Origin of the sequence: Vibrio ziniensis (assembly GCF_011064285.1) — a bacterium.
Classification (GTDB): domain Bacteria; phylum Pseudomonadota; class Gammaproteobacteria; order Enterobacterales; family Vibrionaceae; genus Vibrio; species Vibrio ziniensis.
Genome location: NZ_CP049332.1, coordinates 202,976 through 227,406 on the forward strand (window position 1 = coordinate 202,976; position 24,431 = coordinate 227,406).

Sequence of the window (24,431 nt, forward strand, 5' to 3'; positions counted from 1 at the left end):
TTCCAACCAATCCTGCGATTGTCTGATTCCGTTCAGATACGGATAAGTTTTGTAACGCATCAAGCCACTAGGGACATATAAGGGAGGCGGATTATTCCCTAAAAGCATAAAAAAAGCTAGAAAAAATTGAAATTCATCACAATTTATTCTCATAGAGGATAAAAAACCATCAGAGCCTTGTTCCAACCCTCTTATTACTAAGCCTTTTGTGCCACCAAACAGTTAAATAACGCCTTTCAAAATGCAGGAGAAAGGTTATCGCTGGGTAGTAATAATCGCCTGTAATGATTATAGTGTGCGCAATTCACTAAGCTAGAAATAGAAGACATGTTCCAAGACAACCCGTTACTTGCCCAACTAAAGCAACAAATTCAAGAAAACCTGCCAAAAAAAGAAGGCGTCATTAAAGCTACAGATAAAGGCTTTGGTTTCTTAGAAGTCGATAGTAAAACCAGTTTCTTCATTCCGCCTCCGTACATGAAAAAGTGTATTCACGGAGACAAAGTGGTTGCCATTATCCGTACAGAGAAAGAACGTGAAGTCGCAGAGCCACAAGAGCTTCTTGAGCAATCACTGACTCGCTTTATTGGCCGCGTAAAATTATTCAAAGGCAAACTTAACGTTGCGCCTGATCACCCACAACTTAAAAAGATGCCTTTAAAGGCAAAAGTTAAGAAAGGTTTGAATCAGGAAGAGTTCCAAGAAGGTGACTGGGTTGTTGCACATCTTGTTCGTCACCCTCTAAAAGGCGATGATAATTTCTTCGTAGAAATTTCTGAAAAAATCACCGATTCTGAAGACAAGATCGCACCATGGTGGGTAACGTTGGCAGAAAATGATCTGCCAAACAGTGAACCAGCGGGAATCGAAAATTGGGTACTTAAAGATGACGCTGAACTGGAGCGCTCAGATCTAACTCACGTACCTTTTGTTACGATTGATGGCGCATCCACTAAAGACATGGACGATGCTCTCTACGCGAAAAAACTTGAGAACGGTAGCTTTGAGCTGACGATCGCGATTGCCGACCCTACTGCATATATCACTCCGGATGATGAGATGGATAAAGTAGCCCGTCAACGCGGTTTTACCATTTATCTGCCAGGTCGTAACATACCGATGTTGCCACGAGATTTGGCTGATGACTTATGCTCATTGATCGAAAACCAAGTCCGTCCAGCGCTTTGTTGTACGGTAACTGTTGGTGCGGACGGTGTTATCGCAGACGACATTCGTTTCTTCGCTGCAAATATTCAATCTCACGCTCGCCTTGTTTACGACCACGTTTCTGATTGGTTGGAAAGCGGTTCGTCTACAGAATGGCAACCAACAGAAACGATTGCAGAAGTCGTACGTACTTTGTATGAGTTTTCTCAAGCACGTGCAAACTGGCGCGAAAACAATGCTGTGGTTTTCCCTGACCGCCCTGATTACCGATTTGAACTGAGCGAAGATAACGACGTTATCGCGATTCACGCAGATATGCGTCGCACTGCAAACCGTTTGGTTGAAGAATCAATGATCACAGCCAACATCTGTGCAGGCAAAGTGCTGCAATCAACGTTCAACGCTGGGGTATTCAATACACACGCTGGCTTCAAAGCTGACAAGATGGCAGATGTAGTAGAGTTGATGACATCAAATGGCGCTCAGTGTGATGCTGAAAGTCTGGCAACATTAGAAGGTTTTGCTTCACTACGTCGTTGGTTGTGTGGTCAAGATACGTCGTACTTGGATAACCGTATTCGTAAATGTCAAAGTTACAGTGAAATTGGTAACCAACCACTCCCTCATTATGCAATGGGCTTAGAGGTTTACGCGACTTGGACTTCTCCAATTCGTAAATACGGTGACATGATTAACCACCGCATGCTTAAAGCGCATATCTTGAATAAAGAGCCTGTGCAGCAGCCAGATGAAACCATAGGTGAAGAGCTGGCACTGCATCGCAAGCATCACAAGATTGCAGAGCGCAACGTCGCTGACTGGTTGTACGCACGTACTTTGGCAGAAGAACCTACAAAACAAACGCTATTTAATGCAGAGATCTTTGACATTAACCGCGCAGGAGTTCGTGTACGTTTACTTGAAAATGGTGCAGCGGCATTTATCCCTGCATCATTGATCCTAGCCAATAAAGAGCGCTTAGACTGTAACGGTGAACAAGGCATCATCACTATTGATAAAGAAGCGGTATACCGCCTAGGTGACACATTTGAAGTGGTGTTGACTGATGTTAGCCAAGAAAACCGTAGTATCGTAGCGAAACCAACTCAAGTGTTCGCAGACGAACCTCAGACGGACGCTGAAGCACAAGTACAATCTACAGAAAATGCACAGCAGGCTGAAATGAGTCGAGAAGAGAAAGCAGAATAACGTTTTTCCAGTCTCAAACGTAAAAGGCATTCCATTGGAATGCCTTTTTATTTGCTTACCTTTTTACCCAACATGCCAACATGAGTTTCCTCATTCACGACCAGAAATAAGATTTAGGATCTTTTTCTATCTCACGTATAACAGCGGTTAAGTCTGAACTTTTGGAAAGAAATGGGTAAGGAACCCATAACTCACTGTCATCTTCACGAGATGGGATATAAAGCTCCCAGTGACGCTTATCCGAATTCCAAATAATGCGCGCAACCGGACTAGAATACTCACTGTGTACAGAGTCCAATTTATAATGTTGCTGTATGAACTCAACACCGTTATCTATCGATTCAAAACTCGATTTTCCTAAATCCACAGGAAGACTTCGATTGCGACTATGGCACACAAGTTCTGCCCTACGTTCAATTTGACGCTGTAGCAAATTAACGACCGTCATGACTTTGGATACCCCATTATCTTGTGACCGAATTCAACATCAAGATCCGTTATATTCAAAGGTCTTAAAGTTAACACAGTATAACCCATCAAGCTCAAACTAGAGAGTTTTCAACTATATTTCAATGCGTCCAATCAAACACTTTCATAAAACTGTCATTTATTCGCAATATGATATGTCGCTGATCTGTACTTATTTTTGCTTGGAGTTCCATTATGTTTCGAGTTGCGCTAGCCACTCTATGCTCGCTTTGTCTAGTAACACCTTTCGCGCACGCTAGCGAAATCAACGTTTCTGGCTCTACTTCAGTTGCACGCATCATGGATGTGATTGCAGAAGAATATAACGCTACCCACAAAGATACCTACATTGCGGTTCAAGGTGTCGGCTCTACAGCTGGTATTACATTGCTAAAGAAAGGTGTTGCTGATGTAGCAATGAGTTCACGCTATCTTACTGATAATGAAGTCGAAGAGTCTCTACAAACATTCATCATTGCCTTTGACGGCTTAGCTGTTGTGGTAAACCAATCAAATCCAGTTGCAGATTTAAGTCGCGAACAACTTTATGACATCTACAAAGGTAAGATAACTAATTGGAAACAAGTCGGTGGTAACGATCAAAAAATTGCAGTAGTCACACGTGAAGCATCTTCTGGTTCACGCTTCAGTTTTGAGAGTTTGCTTGGACTGACCAGAATCGTCAAAGACAGGCTGGTTTCAGATATCAGCCCAAATAACCTCGTGGTGAATAGCAACAGTATGGTGAAAACACTGGTAAACCATAACTCACAAGCGATTGGTTTTATTTCTACTGGTTCTGTTGACCGTTCGGTTAAAGCAATAAAGTTTGAAGGCGTAGAAGCTACTCCTGAGACTATAGCAAGCCACGAATATCAACTTTCTCGCCCATTCTTACTTCTTCACTACCCAGAAAAAGACAAGAAAGAGACGAAAGAACTATTCCGTTTTATTCAGTCAGATAAAGTTAAAAAGCTTATTGAAGAGTACGGTTATATACCAACAGCAAAATACAAATAAGACATACAAAAAAGGAGAGCGAATGCTCTCCTTCTTCATACTAATCAAGGCATTAGAAATGCAATTGAATAACGGAAGTCACTACGCAACCAGGGCGGCGAACACCTTCAATTTCAACTTTAATTTCTCGTTCAATTTCCAAACCTTTCTTAATTGGCGTCACTTTTGATAGTGTGCTTACCGCTCTCACGCGGCTATCCACTTTGATTGGATAAGGGAAACGCACTGAGTTTAGGCCAATGTTCACCATCATTTTCGCTGTTGGAAATAGCAATTTGTCTTCATCAACGCTGTCCGTCAATTTCGGTAATAGTGCTAATGTAAGAAAACCATGAGCGATAGTAGTTTTAAATGGTGATTCCGCTTGAGCTCTTTCAGGATTCGTATGAATCCACTGCATATCTTCCGTAATTGCGCCAAATTGGTTGATTCTGTTTTGATCAACTAACAACCAATCTCCTGTATGGATCACTTCGCCCAATTTCAACTCAAGTTCGTTATACACAGCCTGAGCTTCTGGTTTTAATACGATAGGTTCAGCAACAGGAGTATCTTCATTTGCTGGCTGGTGAAAATCCTTCACCCATGAAAAAAGCTGGCGGCTATTGGTTTTATCCAATAACTCCCCCCAGTACTCGCGCACTGTCGGAGACATCAATTGTTTAAACTCGTTATGCTTAACTAAGTTTTCAGCATGATGTTTAAAAATATCCGCAACTTTCATCAAAACCTCATTCATTCTTAACTAAGAAGAAATACGAATATGTTAATTTTGAAGGACTTCACATTAATCCGCAAACACTTTCGAGCGCACACGCGTATACCGAACAACGTAAATACATTTAAAAACAATGCGTTATGCAATAAAACATTATTTTATTGCAAATCTTGTCATTAGAACAAATACTCAAGTAAGTAAAGTCGAAGCTCTTTCAATTTCTTTATTTTTCAATCATTAATATAACTCTAGTCAAATGTGCAGATATTAACCAAATTCGATAAGAATTTTGTACAGAGGCTCACACATTGCGTGCCACTTTAAAAACGTCGCCTTTCAACTCTATATAAACCCCCCAGCACCATAAATTCCTGCTCTCCTTGTAGGCTATGTGGTAGAAGAGATTCAAAACAGGCGATCTTATACAGGGGAACATTCACTGCGAAAACTTTTGATCCGAAACGAAGCGCACTTTCAGGGTCTGCCGTAAACGAACTTAGATTATTAAACAGTTTCACCCTTTCCCCATGTATTCGGTGTTCAGAATGTTCTGTACATCCTCTGAACAATGTTAAGTGTTCAACGTCTTGAAAACGTAAACGCAATTCATGCTGACAAAACAAATAGAGCAAATCCAACTGTGCGTACAGTTCGTTGGTATTGTAGGTTGCCCGAGTACATACTTGCCTAAACCGCAAATATTCTGGGGTGTCAGGCCCATGCAATGATCCTTGATGAAAACAGGTAAGCAGACCAAATCTGGACTCAACCCAACTGCGCCATGCCGCGCCTTGTTCATTATCAGAATCAAACAACCACCCTAGAAGCAATCGACGATAATTCACTTTCGGTCTTGGTGGTGGATCTGCATCATCATTTGAACTAGCATCGCATTTTGATAAATGAAAGTGTTGCGACATAAATTTTTTAAAATGTTCTGCCCTTTCTTGATAACTGCCAGTCCTGTTCAAAACATCAAATAAGGCGGGATACCATACGTGTAAACCATCAAGTTCCAAAGGGATCGGATTTTGTTGATAGCTTAAGCTCGCCAACAACTTAGAAGGGACATTACAATGATTCAGAGGCAGGCAAATTTGTTGAAGGATCTCTCCTTCCTCTTCACAAAAGGAATACTGACGGGGCTCTAGAAGAGGTAACTCAGTCATAAATCACCGCCTGGCTGCTTAACATTTAAGTTTTCTCGAGATGCAAAAGTGTAAAGGTTGTCTGCAAGATCTAGTATCTCATCATGTTTATACAAAACGTTTAGCCAGTCACGACGAATTGCCTGGTGTCCATAATAGGCCCCAGCAAGTTGACCCGCGATCGCCGCCGTTGTATCAGCGTCATTTCCAAGATTAGCAGCGGCTAAAACACAAGATTCGAAGCAATCGGTGTTGATAAAGCACCATAATGCGGACTCTAAGCTTTCGATAACATAGCCACTGCCGGTTACATCGCTATAGGCTTTGTCTAAAAATGAACCTGACTTTATTGCCATAACTTCTTCAGTTTCAGGGATGTATGCCACTTCGGTGAAAATGTCTTTCCTATCACCATTAATCAAATGAACCAAAATGGAAGACAGATAGCGGCAGGCGTCAATACACAACGTTGAACCATGGGTGGTTCGCGAGCTTTCTCCCCCATAAAGCACCGCATCTGAAAGTGAGCGTTGAAAGAAAATAGGAACGGGAGCAAGGCGCATTATTGAACCATTTCCAGAGCTCCATCTTGCTTTAGAGCCCGCAAAAGGTTCGCCCGTCTTTTGATAGCGACGTAGAGCCGAAGAAACACCGACACCTACGTCAAAACACACACCAATACTGCTCATATAGCCGTTATTCATCCAAAGACAGTATTTATCCATTTGGTCTCGAGGGTTGAACTTCCCACATTGCAGCAGACTATGAGCGAGACATAGCGCCATAGACGTATCGTCCGTCCAATAACCTTTTTTGAGGCAAAAGTGCCCGCCTCCCATCATATCAGTGATAGGTTTAAAGGTTCCGGGAGGTTTAAATTCTAACGTAGTGCCTAATGCATCCCCCACAGCCAAGCCGATCAAACATCCTCTTGACCGATCTTGATTGAGAGAAACAAAGGGTAATCGAGTGATAGACCCAGACATAACAGCTCCATTGCTACTAAATCCTCACTCCTGATAGAGACTTAAACGTCAGTCAGAAGTGTTCACTGATTTAGATTGCCATAGATTGTCTGTTCAAAAAGCCACCAAACTCTCAGCTTTAGAGGTTTATCGGGCGAAACAATGATTAGTTATGAGGCAAATTGTGCTCTAACCTGAAAAGCCGACATCAAAGTACGTAAAGCGTTTGCCTGAACAGCCAAACCTTCACTAGCCATAGCTGTCTCTTCTGTGCTTTGTAAAACGCGGTCGCCTGAGTCTTTAATACCAATCAAATTCTGACTGATTTGATCGGCCGTCACCGCTTGCTCTTCGCTTGCTGCTGCTACTTGCGTATTGGACTCTGACAACTCTGCCAAAGCAATAGCGATATGGTTAAGCTGATTTCGCGCCTGCTGTATATATTCAGAAGTTTGACTCACTTTTTCATTGCTCTGGTTCATCGCATGATGCGCATGTTCAGAACTCTTCATCAGCACTTCAATCAAGTTACCAATTTCATTCGTGGCTTGTTGGCTACGAGAAGCCAACGCTCGCACTTCATCAGCAACTACAGCGAATCCGCGGCCTTGCTCTCCTGCTCGAGCTGACTCTATTGCAGCGTTCAAAGCCAATAAATTGGTTTGCTCTGCAATTCCATCCACCACCTTCACGAAGTCTTGAATTTTTTGGGTACTGTTTTTTAAATCGAGGATCATGCTTTGCGACTGACTGGCTTGTTCCACCAGAACAACCGCAAGTTCTTGAGTCATGTCGATCGTTGAGCAACCTTCTTTCACATTGCTTTCTGCTCTGGATGTGGCAAATGCTGCGCTGTCCGCGTTACTCGCCACTTCTGTGATTGTTGCCGCCATTTCCGTCATAGCCGAAGCCACTTGCTCTGTGTTTTCTTGCTGAACTTGCATCGCTTGACGATTACTGTCTGCAACCGCTGATAATTGTGTCACTGTAGCGGCAATAGCATCTGTTCTACTCATCACCTCGCCAATCATTTTGCTTAAAGAATTGGCCATCACGTTCATACTCGACATCAATTGACCAATTTCATCATTTGATTGCACATCTATATGCTGATCAAAATTGCCTTGCGCCATGTTCGCTGCAACAATTTTTGCCCGAGTCATGGACTTTACAATCCTGCGGCTAAATAATATACCGACGGTTAAGCCGAATATAATCGAGACAATCGATATGGTTGCCATACCAATTATAGCTTCATGCTCTTGTTCTTCAGTTATTGAAATAGCGCTCTCCGTTGCACTTTCTAATCCAACTAAAAACTCCGCTAACTCTGAATCCAGCATTTGCTGTGTTTGTTCAAATTGATGCACTTTAGAAGACATCGCAGCGTTATTTTGCTTAGCTTCTAGCCCATCCAAAATGGAAAAGAGTGTTGATTCATAACTTTTATGATGTTCTTCAAGCAGAGACAAATTGTTGGCTAATTGGGTGAGGTGTTTGAGCTGTTCCGAAGTGATGGCATGTTTCTTCGCTTCTGAAAGGAGTGACTTTGCTTCTAGTATTTCATCATCAAAGAACTTAGATGATTGTCGAACTTGCGAGGCAAACTTGCTCATAGCTTGCTTATCTTCTCCGGAAGGAATCTCCGCCAAACGAAAGGCTTTTTCTAACAATACGGCACCTTCGAGCTGCTTGATAGTGATGTTACTCGCCAGCTTTACCAATGGCATATTTTCGTGAGCAATACCGTCAATTTCTTTTGAGACACGTTCCATCTTTAGTACCGCATAAAAAGAAACAATTAGGGTCAACGTGAGTAACGTGACAATTAATCCGATCAGTTTTTTTGTGATCGTTAGGTTTCTCAACCAGTTCATACACACCTCAGCATAGTCAGCAAACAAATTAAGAATAGTCGATACAAAAGTTTAGGTTGATATTTGTGCAAAATGTCGACCCAGTTCCACCCTTAGAGAATGACTTAAACTTACTGAGTGATTCTTAAGTGTTCCTTAAGAAACGGTTGCCAAACTTAACCACGATCGTTAACCGATATTCTCAAGGAGAGAACATGACTACTCACGTAATGCTTCATACTGGTTTATTCGTAACGTTAATGGCTGCGTCATCATTAGCAATGGCTGACCCTGTTTGTACCAAAGAACCTGAATCTAAATGGATGTCGTTTGACCAAGCTAAACAGCAAGTTCAGGATATGGGATACAAAATTAAGAAATTCAAAAAGACCAGCACTGGCTGTTATGAGTTGTATGGCTATAACACCAAAGGGAAGAAAACTGAAATCTATTTCAACCCAGTGGATATGAGCAAAATAAAAGAGGAAGAAGATGACTAAACCTTACGTTTGGGACACGGTTGTTCGCCTTACTCACTGGACAGTAGCCGCAATGTTTGCTGCGAATTACTTTGTCACTGAAGAAGGTAGTGAGACACACGAATGGGTGGGATACATCGTTCTGGCAGCGCTAGCCATTCGGCTTGTGTGGGGGTTAATAACTCAGTCACCTGCCCGTTTATCCGCATTCAAACCGTCAGTGTCTCAGGCTGGTCGACTCAGTTAGATATGTTCTGGGGTGAAGAGTGGGTAGAAGAAGTTCATGAACTGTTTGCGAACCTTACTATGTTCGCAGTTGCGATTCACATCAGTGCCGTCATCTTTATGACCCACTGGACCAAACGTTCTTATGTGAAGAGCATGCTATTCTCTCGCTATACTCGCTAATCCCATCATTTTAATAATTATTTTAAACAGCCTGTTAGTTGAACTATCAGGCTGTTTTTCTTTATTTTTCGCACACAACACGCCGCTCAATGTAATTTAATTACACCATCTGATATTAAAATCTTAAATACTGAGAAAATGATTAAAAATAACTACATGTTTTATTGATCTATGTCATTTAACGGAGTAAAGTGTGACCAACATCTCGTTAAACTGTTAATAAAAAAGGTGACATCATGTTTGATAAAAAGAAATCGTTACTAAGCAACGTTCGTGAACTTGGCAGCATTTTAGCGCTATTCTCAGTTTCATCACTGACTGTACTATTACTAAGCCAAACTTGGGTTAACTTCTAATTCTGAGTTAATCACAGAGACACTGAGAAATATCGAGAAAACGAATCTTTGATAATTACTGCTCTACGATTGCATGCAATGTTTCCCTAAGCTTTCTAACTCGAAGCTGGAAACAAAAAAGCACATCACAGATGCAGTTAAGATTAAGGCTCTATTGGAGAGTTTTGATGGTTTGCTTGAGTTCAGATAACCTAAACAAGGTGTCATTTCACCGCTAGTATTTCACATGAGTGAAATGACACACTTGCAAAAACAGACAATCATTGAATTACTGTCTGTTCCCTTTCTTAAGATTTAGCGTTCTTTTCCACGCTGTCCCAAACACCAAGAATATACATAATTCCTAGTGCACGGTCGTAAAGCCCGTAGCCTGGACGCGCCCACTTTTCTTCACCCCAGATATGACGACCATGGTCAGGACGCACATACCCTTCATAGCCATGTTTATGCAGAGTCTGCACTACTTTCACCGTATCTACTGAACCATCACATGCACGGTGTGACGCTTCAATGAAATCACCGTTGTCATAACGTTTTACGTTACGGATGTGCATGAAATGAATACGGTCATGGTACGCATCGATAATATCTGGAATATCGTTATTTGCTGAACCTAAAGAACCAGTACACAAGCTCAAGCCGTTGTATGGGCTGTCAACTAGGTTAAGGAAACGGCCAATATTCTCTTTATTGATGATCAAACGTGGTAAACCAAAAATCGGGAATGCAGGATCATCAGGGTGAATACCCATCTTAATACCTACTTCTTCACACACTGGGATCACTTGCTCTAGGAAGTATTCTAGGTTCTTCCACAAATCTTCCGCAGTAAAGTTTTCGTATAGCTTAAAGGTTTCTTTCAGACGAGATAAACGCTCTGGTTCCCAACCCGGCATGGTCACGTCAACGTTAGTTGATAGCTTTTCAATCAGCTCGATTGGATCGATATTTTCGATTTTGCTCTTTTCAAAGAAAAGTGCATTCGAGCCGTCTTCCATCTCTTTGTAAAGTTCGGTACGAGTCCAGTCAAACACTGGCATAAAGTTGTAACACACAACTTTTACGCCCACTTTCGCTAGACGGCGCAGTGTCTCTTTATAGTTCTCGATGTATTTTTCACGGCTTGGCAGACCAAGCTTGATGTCTTCGTGAACGTTAACGCTCTCAACAACATCGATGTGGAAACCCGCAGCTTCGATGATCGCTTTTTCTTTTGCGATACGCTCTTCGCTCCAAAGTTCACCAGCAGCCATATCATGTAGCGACCACACAATACCTTCTACGCCTGGAATTTGTTTAATGTTACCGAGCGTAACTTTGTCGTTACCTTCTCCGTACCAACGAAATGTCATTTTCATGGATTATTTCCTCTGTGCCACGAAGCTTGCTACTGATGCTTTAGCACCATTTGCAAACAGCTTTTCTAGCGCTGATTGCAGCTCTGCTTTGAATGTTTGATTACCCGCTAGCTCTTGGTCAAAGACGCTGCGAAGTGCTAAAAAGCCGTCAACGACTTTTACTAAATCTGTACCTGCTTGCTGCCAAACTTGTGCAAGCTGTTGTTTTAACGGGTCTTGAACGTCGATCTCTTGTCCTTGCTCGTTAACACCACTGACGTAACGCATCCACGCCGCCAGTGCTAGGCATAAGCCTTCAATCGAAACACCATTTTTTAAAGAGTAGCGAATGGTTTGTAAGAAGCGTTGTGGGATCTTCTGAGTTCCGTCCATTGCGATCTGCCAAGTACGGTGTTGCAACGCTTTATTCTCATAGCGTTCGATCAACTGGTCTTTGTATTGGTCGAGATCGATACCTTCAATATTCAGTGACGGTGTGATTTCCTCATCCATCAAATAACGAACAAAGGTTTTAAAATCTGGGTCTTGAATCGTTGTCGCTACTGTTTCGTAGCCCGAGAGATACCCTAAGTATGCCATTGTTGAGTGCGTTCCGTTCAGTAGACGTAGCTTCATCTCTTCAAACGGCACAACGTTGTCTGTCACCTGAACGTTGGCGATAGAGGTTTTCTCCCACTGAGGACGATCGTTAACAAACTTGTCTTCAATCACCCATTGCAAGAACGGTTCTGTGATAACGCACACTTTGTCTTCAAGGCCGAGTGCTTTCTCAACACGTGCAATGTCATTATCTGTGGTACGAGGAACAATGCGGTCAACCATAGTGCATGGGAACTGGATTTCTTTTTTAATCCATTGATACAGCTCTTCGTCCAATTGTTTTGCAAATTGCAGAACGACTTTCTCCAACACTCGTCCATTCTCAGGCAAGTTGTCACAGGTCATTGGTGTAAATGGCTGGATGCCATTCTGATGGCGATAACGCATAGCAGACACCAAGAAACCGATCGCAGATTTCGGTGCTTCAATATTTTGTAAATCATGCTGGATAAGAGGATGTGAGAAATCCAAATCACCCGTTGCAGGGTTGTGGCAGTAACCTTTTTCAGTAACCGTCAGTGAGACAATTTTCACTGCTGGGTCACGCATGTAACCAAGAACTTGCTCAGTTTGTGCTGCCATCAGTACCGTTTCGATTGAGCCAACGATATTGATATCTAATTGATCGTTGTATCCGACACCTACCGAATACAAACTGTCTTGCGCGATTAAATCTTTCTGTAAATCAACAGAGCTCCAAGTGACGCCGACAATTTTCCAATCGCCGCCGATTTCTTTGATCACAGCATCGGTAATCAGCGCCTGATGAGCGCGGTGAAAAGCACCAAAGCCCAAATGAACAATCCCAACTTTTGCTTTTTTGTTGTTGTCGTTAGGTTTTATTAGGGCATTAGCCGCAGATAAGTGAGCTTGACTTAATCTCATAATCATTCGAACCAAATTATGTTAATACGCGCAAAATGAGTTCTTTCTAAATAAAACCATGTGTAGAAAAAGAAACAATTTGCGAAGAAAGTATTGCTAAAGAAAGGGTCAAATAGCGCAGGAAAAACTCCCCGCGCTATAAAGAGACATCTCAAATTACATAGCTTGAACTTTGTCTAGAAGTGGTACTAGGTCTGGGTTTTCCTTACGGAATTTTTCATACACAGGCTTAACCGCTTCTTGGAACTTAGGAATGTCACTTTCAACAAAAGTAACGTTTTGATTTACAAGTTCCGCTTTCGCTTTTTCTACGTAGTTTGCCCAGTTAACATCTTGTTGCTTAACGGTCTCTTTCGCGATTGCACGAATTTTCGCTTGGTCTTCTGCAGATAGGCTATCCCATACACCTGTTGACACTACAAGCACGTCTGGAACCATAGTGTGTTGGTCATAAGAGAATGTTTTCTTCACTTCATAGTGACGAGAAGAGAAGTAAGATGGAATGTTGTTTTCCGCACCATCTACAACACCTTGTTGCAGCGCTGAGTATAGCTCACCGTATGGTAGCGGAACTGGTGTACCACCTAGAGCTTTGATGGTATCGATTGAAAGTGCTGAGTTTTGAACACGGATTTTCAGACCTTTCAAATCATCTGGAGTACGAATTGGTTTGTCAGTATAGAAGCTACGTGCACCCGCATCTAAGAATGCTAGACCAATAAAGCCAGACTCTTTAGAAGACGCTAGGATTTGCTCACCAATTGGACCTTGTAGAACTGCATCATATTGTGCGCGGTCACGGTAAAGGTATGGTAGAGAAAGTAGTTTGTAATCTGACGCGAATGCTGTCAGTGGCGCCGCACTTACTTTAGTAAAACCGATAGTACCACCTTGTACCATCTGTAGTAGTTCAGTTTCATTACCTAGAGTACCGTTTGGATACACTTTTACGCGCATTTTTGTTTCTTTAGACACTTTGGCTGCGAACCAATCCAAAGATGCGTGAACTGGGTGCTCTGTTGGTAACGCATGAGCTAGCTTAACAGTAGCTGCATAAACGTTGCCTGCCATTAGTGTAGAGAGGGTACAAGCAAGTAAAAGTTTATTTGTTGTTTTCATTTTATAGTCCTATCAATTATTGAGGTTTATAACCAGCTAGTTCCGGTAGCCATAATGAAAGTGAAGGGAACAAGGTCACTATCGTCAACGTTATCACCATGAGGACGAATAGCGGTGCCAATTTAGGAACAACAGCGCCCAACTTGGTGCCTGTAACACTACAACCAACAAACAAGGCAGTGCCCACTGGTGGTGTACAGATACCGATACATAAGTTGAACACTAGGATGATCCCAAAGTGAATCGGGTCGATACCAAGCGTGATAGCAATAGGTAAGAAAATTGGAGTAAAGATCAGTACCGCTGGCGTCATATCCATAAACGTACCTACTACCAAGAGAATCACGTTCATCAATAGAATAACCATGATTGGGTTAGTAGAAGTTTCAAGTACAAACTCAGCGATGTAAGTAGGGATATCCGCATTCGCCATTGCCCATGACATTGCAGAAGATGTAGCAACCATCAACAACACGATAGACGTTGTGATCACACTATCAACCAATACTGGGAACATATCGCTCATTTTCAGTTCGCGATAAGCGAAACCTAGGATTAGAGCGTAAACAACCGCGATAGCAGACGCTTCTGTTGCAGTGAAGATACCGCCTAAGATACCACCCATGATAATAATAACTAAGGTCAAACTTGGAATAGCATCCCAAATTACTTTGCGTTTCTTCTCTGTTGAAATAATTTTCTCACGAGGAATGTTGTAACGTTTACCCAGTAAGAATATACCCACCATGACACTTAGGCCCATTAGAATGCCTGGGATATAACCTGCAATGAAAAGGTATTGAACAGAAGTACTACTTACCAATGCAAACAAGATAAGAATGTTCGATGGTGGAATGAGAAGACCAGATGGACAAGACGCTACGTTAACAGCCGTCGAGAAGTCCATTGGGTACTTATGCTTCTCTTGTAGTGGTTTCATGATGCCACCTACCGCAGCAGCAGAAGCCGCAGCAGAGCCAGACAAAGAACCGAACAACATGTTTGCCATAACGTTTACATGAGAAAGTGAGCCAGGTAAACGGCCACCAAAGATCATTGCAAAGTTAATCAAACGTGAAGCAAGACCACCACGGTTCATCAAGTTGCCTGCCACTATGAAGAATGGCAGAGCAAGCAAGCCGAAGTTGTCTAATCCATTCGCCAGTTTCTGAGAAACCAGAATGGTCACTTGTTCAACTGGGAAATCGATAAATACAGTAAGTAGTGCAGCAATACCGATTGCAAACGCGATTGGCACACCAATAATCAGCAACACACCTAATACGCCAAACAGTACAACTGCTGGAAAGAAGTCGTAAAATGCGTCAGGAGCGTTCGCCAAAAAGTCTTGTGAAAACAATAAATCCATCAAAGTCATTTTGAATATCCTTCTGCTGCAACTCGGTCTTCTTTATTCACTAACGAAAGAACTGAAGAGATAATGTCGACTGTACCGAAGTAAGAAATAATGTAACCAGTCAGTGGTACAACAACGTAAACATAACCAATCAATAGGTGGTGACCACCAATCACGATCCCTGGTGAGATCTGTCCATGTTTCAGTGTGTTTGTTACCAGAGCAGTACCACCATAAATAAAGGCGACCGCAGCGAAAGCAATAATGATTAGGTTAATAATAATACCTAACACCAACTGCCCTTTATGGCTTAGCCTTGGAGCTAAAAGTTCTAGCGCTAAATGGCGTTTAATTGCGTAAGTGTAAGCACCACCTAGCACACCAATCCAAATAAGTAAGTAACGTGAAAGCTCATCTGTAAATGCAGACGGGTCTTGCAGAACAAAACGAGTAAAAACTTGCCAGACAACCGCAACGATCATTACGGTCATAAAGATGCTTAATACAATACGTAGAAAGCTATTAATAAAATCGTTGATAGACTTAATTATCATAGTAATTAATCTCTAATTAGTTTTTGTGCGACCAGACTGAACAAATAATCCGTTATATTTTTATCCAACTAGTAGCATTTCCCAGAACAACGTGTGTCGCTTGCAATCATCACAGTTCGCTATTCGTAAACTTAATTATCGGAAATTTCGATAATGAAGTGATCCTACATTTGGTATAACAATAAAAAATTGGTCTAGGTCATAAAACGAAACAGGCTTTTACTTTTTTACTTAAAGTATGATCACCTTTAAACTTTTGACAAAAAACACTCAATGATTGTTTATTAATTAATCAAAACTCTACTTAAATCGTGTTTATTTGGCTTTTTTGAGTTTAATATCGCACACAAATGGTAGAACAAATAAGGGTTACATGTATGACATCTTTTCTTTCGGAGGATTTTTTACTCCACAACGAATTTGCTAAACGTCTTTATCATGAAGTAGCAGCCGATTTACCTATCATCGACTACCACTGTCATCTGCCACCACACCAAGTATCTGAAGACTATCGATTCAAAAACCTCACAGATATCTGGCTTCGAGGTGACCACTACAAATGGCGAGCGATGCGAATTAATGGCGTAGACGAGCGTTTCTGTACTGGCGATGCAACAGATAAAGAAAAGTTCATGGCATTCGCACGTACGGTTCCATATACAATTGGTAACCCAATTTATCACTGGGCTCACTTAGAGTTACGTCGCCCATTTGGTATCTCTGGCATGGTGTTAAATGAAGACACAGCAGAGCGCGTATGGAATGAAACCAACGAAATGCTCGCAACGCCTGAGTTCTCTGCTCGTTCAATCATGCAGAAAATGAACGTAGAAATGGTTGGTACGACAGATGATCCAATCGATGACCTAGCAGCACATAAATTGGTGGCGGAAGATAAAGACTTCCCAGTACAAATGCTGCCAAGCTGGCGCCCAGACAAAGCGTTCAACATTCATCTAGAAACCTTCCCTGCTTATATGGAAGCACTGTCTAAAGCTGCGGATGTTGAAATTACTCGCTTTGCTGACCTTTGTTCTGCGCTAGATAAACGTCTGCAACACTTTGCTGACCATGGTTGCTGCGTCACAGACCATGCTCTGGATACGGTTTGCTATGAAGATTCAACTGAGCAAGAGCTTGATGCGATTCTTGCTAAGCGTCTAAGTGGCGGCCAAGTGACTGAATTTGAAACAGCACAATTCAAGACTGCGGTATTGGTATATTTAGGTAGAGAATACGCAAAACGTGGTTGGGTGCAGCAGTACCACATTGGCGCACTGCGCAATAACAACCAACGTATGTTCAAACTTCTTGGTGCAGATACAGGTTTCGACTCAATCAATGATGGTTTAGTAGCAATGCCTTTAGCCCGTCTACTTGATGCACTTGACCGTGATAACGCTCTACCAAAAACCATCCTTTACGGTTTGAATCCGCGTGATAACGAAGTTCTAGCAACTATGTGCGGTAACTTCCAAGACGGCAGCATCGAAGGCAAGATCCAATTCGGTTCTGGTTGGTGGTTCAACGACCAAAAAGACGGCATGGAACGTCAAATGACTCAGCTAGCTCAGCTTGGTCTACTAAGTCGTTTCGTAGGTATGTTAACGGACAGTCGTAGCTTTATGTCTTATACCAGACACGAATACTTCCGCCGTATTCTTTGCCAAATGATTGGCAAATGGGTAGAAGACGGAGAAGTACCCGCTGACTTCGAACTACTAAGCCGCATGGTTCGCGATATCTGTTATTACAACGCGAAAAACTATTTCGGAATTACCGCTAAATAACCCTTTTTTGCTGTTGGTGCCTGTTACTCGTCCTCAGGCATCAACGGCAATATTTTATAGGTGCAGACTATGAAACAGCTAAACCGAGATACCTTTCCCGGCCCATCTTACCCAACCAAAATCATTCAATTTGGTGAAGGTAATTTTTTACGCGCATTCTTAGACTGGCAAATTGACCAGCTTAACGAACACACTGATTTCAATTCAGGTGTCAGCGTTGTTCGTCCAATCGATACTGATTTCCCGCCAAGTTTGAATACCCAGCAAGGTGTTTACACCACGCTAATCCGTGGTCTGGATGAAACAGGTCAAGCAGTATCACAATCACGTGTCATCTATTCTGTTAATGAAGAGCTCTCTGCGTACTATGATTTCCAAGCACTACTAGGGCTTGCTCGTAATCCAGATACTAAGTTTGTGTTCTCAAACACAACAGAAGCGGGTATTGCATTTGTGGAGAGCGATCTTCTTGAAGATTTACCACCGAGCAGTTACCCAGCAAAGCTGACACGCATGCTTTGGGAACGCTACAACCACTTCGAAGCGGATGAAGACAAAGGTTGGATCATCGTTCCTTGCGAGCTTATTGATTACAACGGCGAGTGCTTGAAAGAAATTATCTGGCGCTACATCGAAACGTGGAATCTACCGATTGAGTTCAAAGAGTGGGTAGAAGCGGCGAACACATTCTGTTCAACACTAGTTGACCGTATTGTTACTGGCTATCCAAAAGATGAAGTCACTGAGCTAGAAGCAAAACTGGGCTATAAAGATACCTTTATGGTGAGCGCCGAAAACTTCTATCTGTTTGTGATCCAAGGACCTCAATGGCTAAACCAAGCACTGTGTCTGGATCAACTGAGTGCGGAGCAATCGCTCAACATTAAGATTGTTGATGACATCAAGCCTTACAAAGAACGCAAAGTCGCGATTCTTAACGGCGCACATACTGCCCTTGTACCTGTGGCATTCCAAGCTGGTATTGATACCGTTGGTGAAAGCATGGCAGATGAGCAAATGGCGGCATACCTGAAAGAAGTGATGTTCTCTGAGATCATCCCAACGCTTTCGCTGCCAAAAGATGAACTGCAAGCGTTCGCTCAAGATGTGGAATATCGCTTCAAAAACCCATACATCAAGCATCTGCTATTGTCTATTTCATTAAATGGTATGACAAAATTCAAAACCCGAATTTTGCCTCAGTTGCTGACTTATCAAAAAACCACCAACCAGCTTCCTCGTTATTTAAGTTTTGCGCTAGCGGCTTTGATCACTTTCTATCGTGGTGAGCGTGAAGACGGAAACTACCCTCTAAATGACGACCAGCCATGGCTTGATCTGTTCGCAAGCGAGTGGCCAAAAGTCACATCTGGCGAGCAAAGTTACTCTGCATTGGTTGAAACTGTGCTAGGTGATGCGGCTCATTGGGGGGAAGACCTAAATAAAGTTCCTGGTTTGACAGAATGCGTCACTGCACATGTTGAACGTATCTGCCAACTTGGTATGCGACAAGCACTCGCTGGCTGTTAAGGAGACACGATGAACTCTCTGATCAAAATACATCCAGCGGATAACGTAGCAGTTGCATTGAAAGACTTGAGTGCAGGCACAACAGTTGTTGTGGATGGACAGGAAGTGACTTTGCATGAGGACATTCCTCAGGCTCATAAAGTCGCGCTGCAAACCTTTGCTCAAAATGATCTGATCATCAAATACGGCTGCCCTATCGGTCATGCGTTGCAAACGATTGAACTTGGCAATCGTGTCTATCAGGACAACATTCGTACTAACTTGAGCGATCTCAACGAATACCAATACCAACCTGATTTCCAAAATGTGATTAGCACATTGGAGAACAAGCCAGTAAACATCTACCGTCGCGCGAATGGTGATGTCGGTATTCGTAACGAGCTTTGGATCATTCCAACTGTTGGCTGTGTTAATGCCATGGCTAACATGATGAAGAAGCAGTTTGAGTCTGAAGTCGACATGTCTGCTATCGACGGCGTGCAAGTGTTTACTCACCAATACGGCTGTTCACAGCTTGGTGATGACCACAACAACACTAAAATTCTGCTGCAGAACTTGGTGAAGCATCCGAACTCTGGCGGTGTTTTGGTCGTGGGTTTAGGTTGTGAAAACAACCAAGTCAATGCTTTTAAAGACACACTAGGCGAATACGATGAAGAACGTGTCCAATTCATGATCTGTCAAAAGCAGGACGATGAAGTGGAATACGGTGTTGAGATGATGAAAAAGCTGTATGAGGTAATGTCGAAAGACCAACGTGTTGCGGGGCATCTCAACGAAGTTCGATTTGGCTTGGAATGTGGCGGCTCTGATGGCTTCTCAGGCATCACAGCCAACCCTCTACTTGGTCGCTTCTCTGATTACCTTGTTACTCATGGCGGTACAACCGTACTGACTGAAGTGCCTGAGATGTTCGGAGCAGAACACATTCTGATGAGTCGCTGCGCAGACGAGAGCGTGTTCGACAATACCGTATCAATGATCAATAACTTCAAGCAATACTTTATTGATCACAAGCAGCCGATTTACGAAAACCCGTCGCCAGGTAACAAAGCGGGCGGTATTTCGACACTGGAAGAGAAATCTTTGGGTTGTACGCAAAAGGCTGGCTCAAGTCAGGTAATGGATGTTTTGAAATACGGTGAGCGCTTGACCAAACCAGGTCTAAACCTACTGAGCGCTCCGGGTAACGATGCTATCGCGACCTCAGCTCTTGCGATGGCTGGCTGTCACATGGTGCTGTTCAGTACTGGTCGCGGTACTCCTTATGGTGGCCCTGTACCGACGTTGAAACTGGCAACCAACAGTGACCTGGCCCGTCGTAAACCACACTGGATCGACTTTAACGCTGGCACTCTGGTAGAAGGAACGCCTATGGATACACTACTTGAGCAGTTTGTTGATAAGGTGGCGGACTTTGTCAATGGCGAGCCAACACGCAACGAAATCAATGAGTTCCGTGAAATCGCTGTATTCAAGAGCGGTGTAACGCTTTAATAAGCTGTTAGTTCAATCGATATAAACAATAAAGGCTACCTACTGGTAGCCTTTAGTTTTAGAACTCTTTGTGTTTTTTCTTGGGAAAGACCCGCAGGTCACCACATCTTCTTATGCTGTGATGATTGGACTTTCTGAGAACAAGAAACGGTCATAATCGTCATTAGAAGCATCGAACAGCATCGTTTTGGTGTTCTCAATATGCTGCCATGTTGCTTGACGCGCAGCCACTGGGTCACGTTTAATTAATGCTTTAACAATCTCATCGTGATCACTACACCAGCTACGAATCTTGTTGTCTTCGATATGCTCGTGAAGCTTCTTCCAATACGGGTTGTTTTCACGGTGTTTCGACAGCATTTCCGCAATATGCACCACTACCGAGTTTTGTGTGCAGCGAGCCATTTGAATGTGAAATTCAATGTCCCAGTAAGAATCACGTGAGTAATCGTCTTGCTTTGCTTGCTCTTGGATTTTCATCAAAGCGACCAAGTCTTGTTTGGTCGCTTGAGTCGCAGCAAATTCAGCAATATTACTTTCAAATAGCTGACGAGCCTGCAATAACTCAAATGGGCCACAAGTGAGCATGAAACCAAGGTCACCAGTTGCTTGCGCAATATCTGGTACTACGTTGTCTACCTGCGTGCTAATGACTCGGATACCCGACCCCTTACGCACTTCAACATAGCCTTCTACTTCAAGCATTATCATTGCTTCACGAATCACTGTTCGACTGACTTCCATCTGCTCAGCAATCACTCGCTCTGCGGGAAGCATATCCCCAACTTTATAAACGCCATTGAAGATTTCTGTTTTGAAGTGATTGGCGATTTTCTGATAAAGCTTAATATTCGGTTCCATATTAATCTCTTAAACCACTTGTTATACCAATTGGCATTCAGCTTAACATAGATAACATTCCAATCCATAGCTAAAACTTTGGTCTAATTTCAAAGTTTTTAAAATGACTTGTACTATGTCTCATTACTGTTTCACGTGCCTCGTTCTACCCTCTTTGCTAGTATTTTGTTTTCTAAGCCAAACAAGAGTCTTCGAATATGACTATCGAAAAATTTGCGTCTATTTATCAACGCGCTGCCGAACGTAAAGGTGGTGAAGACCAATTAGAGAACCTACTTAAAATACCATTAAGTAAAGCAGAGCTAGCTACAGTTCCTGAAGATCGCTGGTTATCTGCATTCAGCATGAAGGTGTTTCAATCGGGAATATCTTGGGATGTGGTCAGAAAGAAATGGCCAAACTTCGAAGAACTATTCTTTAATTTTAAAGTTGAACCGCTACTGATGCTGTCTGACGAAATGTGGGAGGAGAAAGCGCAGGACCCACGCATTATCCGTCATTTAGCCAAAGTGATGTCTATTCCACGTAATGCTCGTATGATTTATGAAACGAGGGCAGAACACGGCTCATTTAGCCAGATGGTTGCTCAATGGCCTTTGGAGAACATTACGGGGCTGTGGGAATACATGAAAAAGCACGGTGACCGTCTAGGTGGTAATACGGGGCCATATACGCTTCGTCAAATGGGTGCGGATACGTTTATTTTCTCAACGGATGTGGAAGCCTACCTTCGTAATACTGGCGTGATTGATAGCGCCAAGACAACCAAACGAGCAATGACATCGGCTAATCAAGCGTTCAGTCAGTGGCAGCAAGAGTCAAACCGCACCATGAGCGAAATCAGCCAGATCATCGCCTTCAGTACCGGAGAAAATAGAATCTAATCATCATTGGTCTTTCTAATGCTGTACGATGAAAGCGAAAAGAGAGAGCATAGCCCTCTCTTTTAAATAATCCGAAGCAATCGAGCTTTATCTATTTGGGCTGCTTGCTCAGTACTGCATCAATATCTGCGGCACTGTGTCGTTCGTCGACACGCTCCCACTCTTCACCCATGGTTCGGTTTACAATACGTCCGCGTTGCACCGCTGGGCGCTCTGCCATCATCTTCGCCCAACGTTGAACGTGAGTGTATGACTCAACATCAAGAAACTCACCTGCGTTGTACGCTTTACCTAACGCTAGATTGCCATACCAAGGCCAAATCGCGATATCCGCAATGCTGTATTCTTCACCAGCAATAAAGGTGTTTTTTGCTAGCTGTTTATCCAGTACATCCAGTTGACGTTTTGCTTCCATCGCAAAACGGTTAATCGGATATTCGAATTTCTCTGGCGCGTACGCATAGAAGTGACCAAAGCCACCGCCTAGATATGGCGCAGAACCTTGTAACCAGAATAGCCAGTTCATCACTTGAGCACGTGCTGCACCTTCTTTTGGTAGAAGATGACCAAACTTCTCAGCAAGATAAAACAGAATGTTGCCTGACTCAAATACGTTTACAGGCTCTGCACCTGAACGGTCAACCATCGCTGGAATTTTAGAGTTTGGGTTTACCGCTACAAATCCAGAACTGAACTGGTCGCTGTCGCCAATGCGAATCAGGAACGCATCGTACTCAGCTTCCGTTACCCCAAGAGCAAGCAGCTCTTCAAGCATAATGGTTACTTTCTGCCCATTTGGCGTACCCATTGAGTAAAGCTGAATTGGGTGAGAGCCCACTGGAAGTTCTCTTTCAAAACGAGCACCTGAATCAGGTCGGTTAATGCTCGCCCATTGACCACCGTTTTCGCTATCCATTGTCCAGACTCTTGGTGGGATATATTCACTTGCCATGGTTTATCCTTCTCTAAATTTACGTATTCGCTTTTGGTTCACGTATCCGGTCTAAGTTTGCGTCATGGAAATAAGACGACTTACTTTATGACTACCTAAGATATAGGGGCAAATTATTGCAGATAAAGTCTTTTACGAATTTTTAGTTATAATAATAAATTATTGAAAGGGAGAAGAAATTATATACGCGGGTGAACAAAGCAGAGGTAAGTGTTCCCGCAACAACAAAGGTTACTGCGGGAATTTTAGGTATTAGAATGCAGGCTCGATCGTGCCATTAAAAGTTTGTTGCATGAAGTCACGAATCGCTTGTGATTGATAGATCTCCACGAACTTCTTGTATGCCTCTTTATCCTTGTCTTTTTCACGACTTGCAATCACCATAACTGCAAGTGGTGCTTGCTTAGATTCTAGGTAGATACCTTGTTTCTTTGGATCAAGACCTGCCGACATAACGTAGTTCATCGTAATAGCCGCTGCATCAACATCGTCAAGTGTACGCGGCAGTTGAGCTGCATCTACTTCAAGAAACTCAAAATTTTTCGGGTTTTCAACGATGTCATTTAGAGAAGCTTTAAAGCCCACATCCGCTCTTAGCGTGATCAAACCTGCATCAGCAAACAGTAGTAAACCACGGCCACCGTTTGTTGGGTCATTTGGAATTGCAACACGAGCGTTCTCTGGTAACTCTTCTAATGATTTGTATTTATTAGAGTAAATACCCATACGCATTAGAATAGATTCACCAATAGAAACAAGGTGAGAACCTTGACTCTTGTTGTAGTTGTTTAGGAAAGGTAGGTGTTGGTAGCTATTCAAATCGATGCTGCCATCTTCCAATGCTGCGTTTGGCGTAATGTAATCCGAAAACTCAACAACTTTCACTTTAAGACCTTGCTTGGCTGCTTCTTTCGCTACTGCTTCAACAACCTGTGCGTGTGGACCTACAGTTGCACCAACCGAGATTTCATCACTCTCTTTCTGGCCGCATGCCGCTAGACCGAAAACCAAAGAAGCCACTAAACCCAACTGAGTGAGTTTTTTATATCCGTTCATAAAATTATCCTTACCTAAACAAAAGACGTATAGCCGTCTAAATAGCTATATTATCGATGGTTAGATAAGATGCAACTAAAAGTTTGCTATAAGATATTCACTTCTCCTCTACCCTAGTTTGCTAAACCTTTTAAGCAGCACTTCAAATAGCGATTGAACTCATTTTTTCTTTTAACTAAATTAGCCAAATTATC

Annotated in this window: 20 protein-coding genes and 1 pseudogene; 8 read left to right on the forward strand and 13 right to left on the reverse strand. The window is 42.7% G+C overall.

Annotation, left to right across the window (positions count from 1 at the left end):
• Window positions 1–327: 327 nt before the first annotated feature.
• Window positions 328–2,376, forward strand: a complete 2,049-nt coding sequence (gene rnb, locus G5S32_RS15980; protein WP_165313029.1) for an exoribonuclease II — start codon at window positions 328–330, stop codon at window positions 2,374–2,376.
• A gap of 94 nt (window positions 2,377–2,470) precedes the next feature.
• On the opposite strand, the gene G5S32_RS15985 is transcribed toward rnb, so the two are convergent.
• Entirely contained in the window at window positions 2,471–2,824 is a 354-nt protein-coding gene (locus G5S32_RS15985; RefSeq protein WP_165313030.1) for a DUF3024 domain-containing protein, read from the reverse strand.
• A gap of 215 nt (window positions 2,825–3,039) precedes the next feature.
• Here G5S32_RS15985 and G5S32_RS15990 point away from each other — a divergent pair, with 215 nt between their 5' ends.
• Entirely contained in the window at window positions 3,040–3,864 is an 825-nt protein-coding gene (locus tag G5S32_RS15990; protein ID WP_165313031.1) for a phosphate ABC transporter substrate-binding protein, read from the forward strand.
• A gap of 52 nt (window positions 3,865–3,916) precedes the next feature.
• Here G5S32_RS15990 and G5S32_RS15995 read toward each other — a convergent pair whose 3' ends face one another.
• The 4 genes from G5S32_RS15995 to G5S32_RS16010 form a co-directional block, all read right to left on the reverse strand.
• On the reverse strand, window positions 3,917–4,588 hold the full coding sequence (locus G5S32_RS15995; protein ID WP_165313032.1) for a MaoC family dehydratase: 672 nt from the start codon (window positions 4,586–4,588) through the stop codon (window positions 3,917–3,919).
• A gap of 314 nt (window positions 4,589–4,902) precedes the next feature.
• Window positions 4,903–5,751 (reverse strand): NAD(+)--dinitrogen-reductase ADP-D-ribosyltransferase, encoded by an 849-nt coding sequence (locus G5S32_RS16000; protein WP_165313033.1) that lies wholly within the window; start codon window positions 5,749–5,751, stop codon window positions 4,903–4,905.
• Window positions 5,748–6,716, reverse strand: coding sequence for an ADP-ribosylglycohydrolase family protein (locus G5S32_RS16005; RefSeq protein WP_165313034.1), 969 nt, complete (start codon window positions 6,714–6,716; stop codon window positions 5,748–5,750). Before G5S32_RS16005 ends, G5S32_RS16000 begins: the two co-directional genes overlap by 4 nt.
• Before the next feature lie 149 nt (window positions 6,717–6,865).
• Window positions 6,866–8,470, reverse strand: coding sequence for a methyl-accepting chemotaxis protein (locus G5S32_RS16010; RefSeq protein WP_246201158.1), 1,605 nt, complete (start codon window positions 8,468–8,470; stop codon window positions 6,866–6,868).
• Window positions 8,471–8,766: 296 nt separating this feature from the next.
• Between G5S32_RS16010 and G5S32_RS16015 the strand changes: the two genes are divergently transcribed.
• Together G5S32_RS16015 and G5S32_RS16020 are read left to right on the forward strand one after the other, a co-directional pair.
• Entirely contained in the window at window positions 8,767–9,051 is a 285-nt protein-coding gene (locus tag G5S32_RS16015; RefSeq protein WP_165313036.1) for a PepSY domain-containing protein, read from the forward strand.
• A pseudogene (locus tag G5S32_RS16020) lies at window positions 9,044–9,438 on the forward strand (cytochrome b/b6 domain-containing protein). Before G5S32_RS16015 ends, G5S32_RS16020 begins: the two are co-directional and overlap by 8 nt.
• A gap of 643 nt (window positions 9,439–10,081) precedes the next feature.
• On the opposite strand, the gene uxuA reads toward G5S32_RS16020, so the two are convergent.
• The 5 genes from uxuA to G5S32_RS16045 form a co-directional block, all read right to left on the reverse strand.
• On the reverse strand, window positions 10,082–11,152 hold the full coding sequence (gene uxuA / locus G5S32_RS16025) for a mannonate dehydratase (protein ID WP_165313037.1): 1,071 nt from the start codon (window positions 11,150–11,152) through the stop codon (window positions 10,082–10,084).
• Window positions 11,153–11,155: 3 nt separating this feature from the next.
• The gene (locus G5S32_RS16030) at window positions 11,156–12,637 is read right to left on the reverse strand and encodes a mannitol dehydrogenase family protein (RefSeq protein WP_165313038.1); all 1,482 of its coding nucleotides are present in this window, start codon (window positions 12,635–12,637) and stop codon (window positions 11,156–11,158) included.
• A gap of 156 nt (window positions 12,638–12,793) precedes the next feature.
• Entirely contained in the window at window positions 12,794–13,756 is a 963-nt protein-coding gene (locus G5S32_RS16035; RefSeq protein WP_165313039.1) for a TRAP transporter substrate-binding protein, read from the reverse strand.
• Between the two features lie 16 nt (window positions 13,757–13,772).
• A complete protein-coding gene (locus G5S32_RS16040) occupies window positions 13,773–15,134 on the reverse strand; it encodes a TRAP transporter large permease (protein WP_165313040.1) in 1,362 nt (453 codons plus the stop codon).
• Window positions 15,131–15,667, reverse strand: a complete 537-nt coding sequence (locus tag G5S32_RS16045) for a TRAP transporter small permease (RefSeq protein ID WP_246201159.1) — start codon at window positions 15,665–15,667, stop codon at window positions 15,131–15,133. The genes G5S32_RS16040 and G5S32_RS16045 overlap by 4 nt, the downstream gene beginning before the upstream one ends.
• Window positions 15,668–16,044: 377 nt before the next feature.
• Here G5S32_RS16045 and uxaC point away from each other — a divergent pair, with 377 nt between their 5' ends.
• The 3 genes from uxaC to G5S32_RS16060 all read left to right on the forward strand — a co-directional run bounded on the left by uxaC (window position 16,045) and on the right by G5S32_RS16060 (window position 20,484).
• Window positions 16,045–17,457, forward strand: a complete 1,413-nt coding sequence (gene uxaC, locus G5S32_RS16050; protein WP_165313041.1) for a glucuronate isomerase — start codon at window positions 16,045–16,047, stop codon at window positions 17,455–17,457.
• Between the two features lie 69 nt (window positions 17,458–17,526).
• Window positions 17,527–18,987, forward strand: coding sequence for a tagaturonate reductase (locus G5S32_RS16055; protein WP_165313042.1), 1,461 nt, complete (start codon window positions 17,527–17,529; stop codon window positions 18,985–18,987).
• A 9-nt stretch (window positions 18,988–18,996) separates the two neighbouring features.
• A complete protein-coding gene (locus G5S32_RS16060; RefSeq protein WP_165313044.1) occupies window positions 18,997–20,484 on the forward strand; it encodes a UxaA family hydrolase in 1,488 nt (495 codons plus the stop codon).
• Between the two features lie 111 nt (window positions 20,485–20,595).
• On the opposite strand, the gene G5S32_RS16065 is transcribed toward G5S32_RS16060, so the two are convergent.
• Window positions 20,596–21,345: a GntR family transcriptional regulator gene (locus G5S32_RS16065; protein WP_165313046.1), complete on the reverse strand. Its 750-nt coding sequence runs from the start codon at window positions 21,343–21,345 to the stop codon at window positions 20,596–20,598.
• Window positions 21,346–21,542: 197 nt separating this feature from the next.
• Here G5S32_RS16065 and G5S32_RS16070 point away from each other — a divergent pair, with 197 nt between their 5' ends.
• On the forward strand, window positions 21,543–22,229 hold the full coding sequence (locus G5S32_RS16070) for a DNA-3-methyladenine glycosylase I (RefSeq protein WP_165313048.1): 687 nt from the start codon (window positions 21,543–21,545) through the stop codon (window positions 22,227–22,229).
• 91 nt (window positions 22,230–22,320) lie between these two features.
• On the opposite strand, the gene yghU is transcribed toward G5S32_RS16070, so the two are convergent.
• Window positions 22,321–23,181 carry a glutathione-dependent disulfide-bond oxidoreductase gene (gene yghU / locus G5S32_RS16075; RefSeq protein WP_165313050.1) on the reverse strand — a complete coding sequence of 287 codons (861 nt, stop codon included), beginning with the start codon at window positions 23,179–23,181 and terminating at the stop codon, window positions 22,321–22,323.
• A gap of 252 nt (window positions 23,182–23,433) precedes the next feature.
• Complete coding sequence (locus G5S32_RS16080) at window positions 23,434–24,237, reverse strand: MetQ/NlpA family ABC transporter substrate-binding protein (RefSeq protein ID WP_165313052.1); 804 nt, start codon at window positions 24,235–24,237, stop codon at window positions 23,434–23,436.
• Between the last annotated feature and the right edge of the window lie 194 nt (window positions 24,238–24,431).

Coding starts and splice junctions, on each gene's coding strand:
- G5S32_RS15995 (WP_165313032.1), bottom strand. CDS start 4,588: ATGAAAGTTGCGGATATTTTTAAACATCATGCTGAAAACTTAGTTAAG.
- G5S32_RS16035 (WP_165313039.1), bottom strand. CDS start 13,756: ATGAAAACAACAAATAAACTTTTACTTGCTTGTACCCTCTCTACACTA.
- G5S32_RS16030 (WP_165313038.1), bottom strand. CDS start 12,637: ATGAGATTAAGTCAAGCTCACTTATCTGCGGCTAATGCCCTAATAAAA.
- G5S32_RS16070 (WP_165313048.1), top strand. CDS start 21,543: ATGACTATCGAAAAATTTGCGTCTATTTATCAACGCGCTGCCGAACGT.
- G5S32_RS16040 (WP_165313040.1), bottom strand. CDS start 15,134: ATGACTTTGATGGATTTATTGTTTTCACAAGACTTTTTGGCGAACGCT.
- rnb (WP_165313029.1), top strand. CDS start 328: ATGTTCCAAGACAACCCGTTACTTGCCCAACTAAAGCAACAAATTCAA.
- G5S32_RS15990 (WP_165313031.1), top strand. CDS start 3,040: ATGTTTCGAGTTGCGCTAGCCACTCTATGCTCGCTTTGTCTAGTAACA.
- G5S32_RS16065 (WP_165313046.1), bottom strand. CDS start 21,345: ATGGAACCGAATATTAAGCTTTATCAGAAAATCGCCAATCACTTCAAA.
- G5S32_RS16045 (WP_246201159.1), bottom strand. CDS start 15,667: ATGATAATTAAGTCTATCAACGATTTTATTAATAGCTTTCTACGTATT.
- G5S32_RS16000 (WP_165313033.1), bottom strand. CDS start 5,751: ATGACTGAGTTACCTCTTCTAGAGCCCCGTCAGTATTCCTTTTGTGAA.
- uxuA (WP_165313037.1), bottom strand. CDS start 11,152: ATGAAAATGACATTTCGTTGGTACGGAGAAGGTAACGACAAAGTTACG.
- G5S32_RS16055 (WP_165313042.1), top strand. CDS start 17,527: ATGAAACAGCTAAACCGAGATACCTTTCCCGGCCCATCTTACCCAACC.
- yghU (WP_165313050.1), bottom strand. CDS start 23,181: ATGGCAAGTGAATATATCCCACCAAGAGTCTGGACAATGGATAGCGAA.
- G5S32_RS16080 (WP_165313052.1), bottom strand. CDS start 24,237: ATGAACGGATATAAAAAACTCACTCAGTTGGGTTTAGTGGCTTCTTTG.
- G5S32_RS16005 (WP_165313034.1), bottom strand. CDS start 6,716: ATGTCTGGGTCTATCACTCGATTACCCTTTGTTTCTCTCAATCAAGAT.
- G5S32_RS16010 (WP_246201158.1), bottom strand. CDS start 8,470: ATGGAACGTGTCTCAAAAGAAATTGACGGTATTGCTCACGAAAATATG.
- G5S32_RS15985 (WP_165313030.1), bottom strand. CDS start 2,824: ATGACGGTCGTTAATTTGCTACAGCGTCAAATTGAACGTAGGGCAGAA.
- G5S32_RS16015 (WP_165313036.1), top strand. CDS start 8,767: ATGACTACTCACGTAATGCTTCATACTGGTTTATTCGTAACGTTAATG.
- G5S32_RS16060 (WP_165313044.1), top strand. CDS start 18,997: ATGAACTCTCTGATCAAAATACATCCAGCGGATAACGTAGCAGTTGCA.
- uxaC (WP_165313041.1), top strand. CDS start 16,045: ATGACATCTTTTCTTTCGGAGGATTTTTTACTCCACAACGAATTTGCT.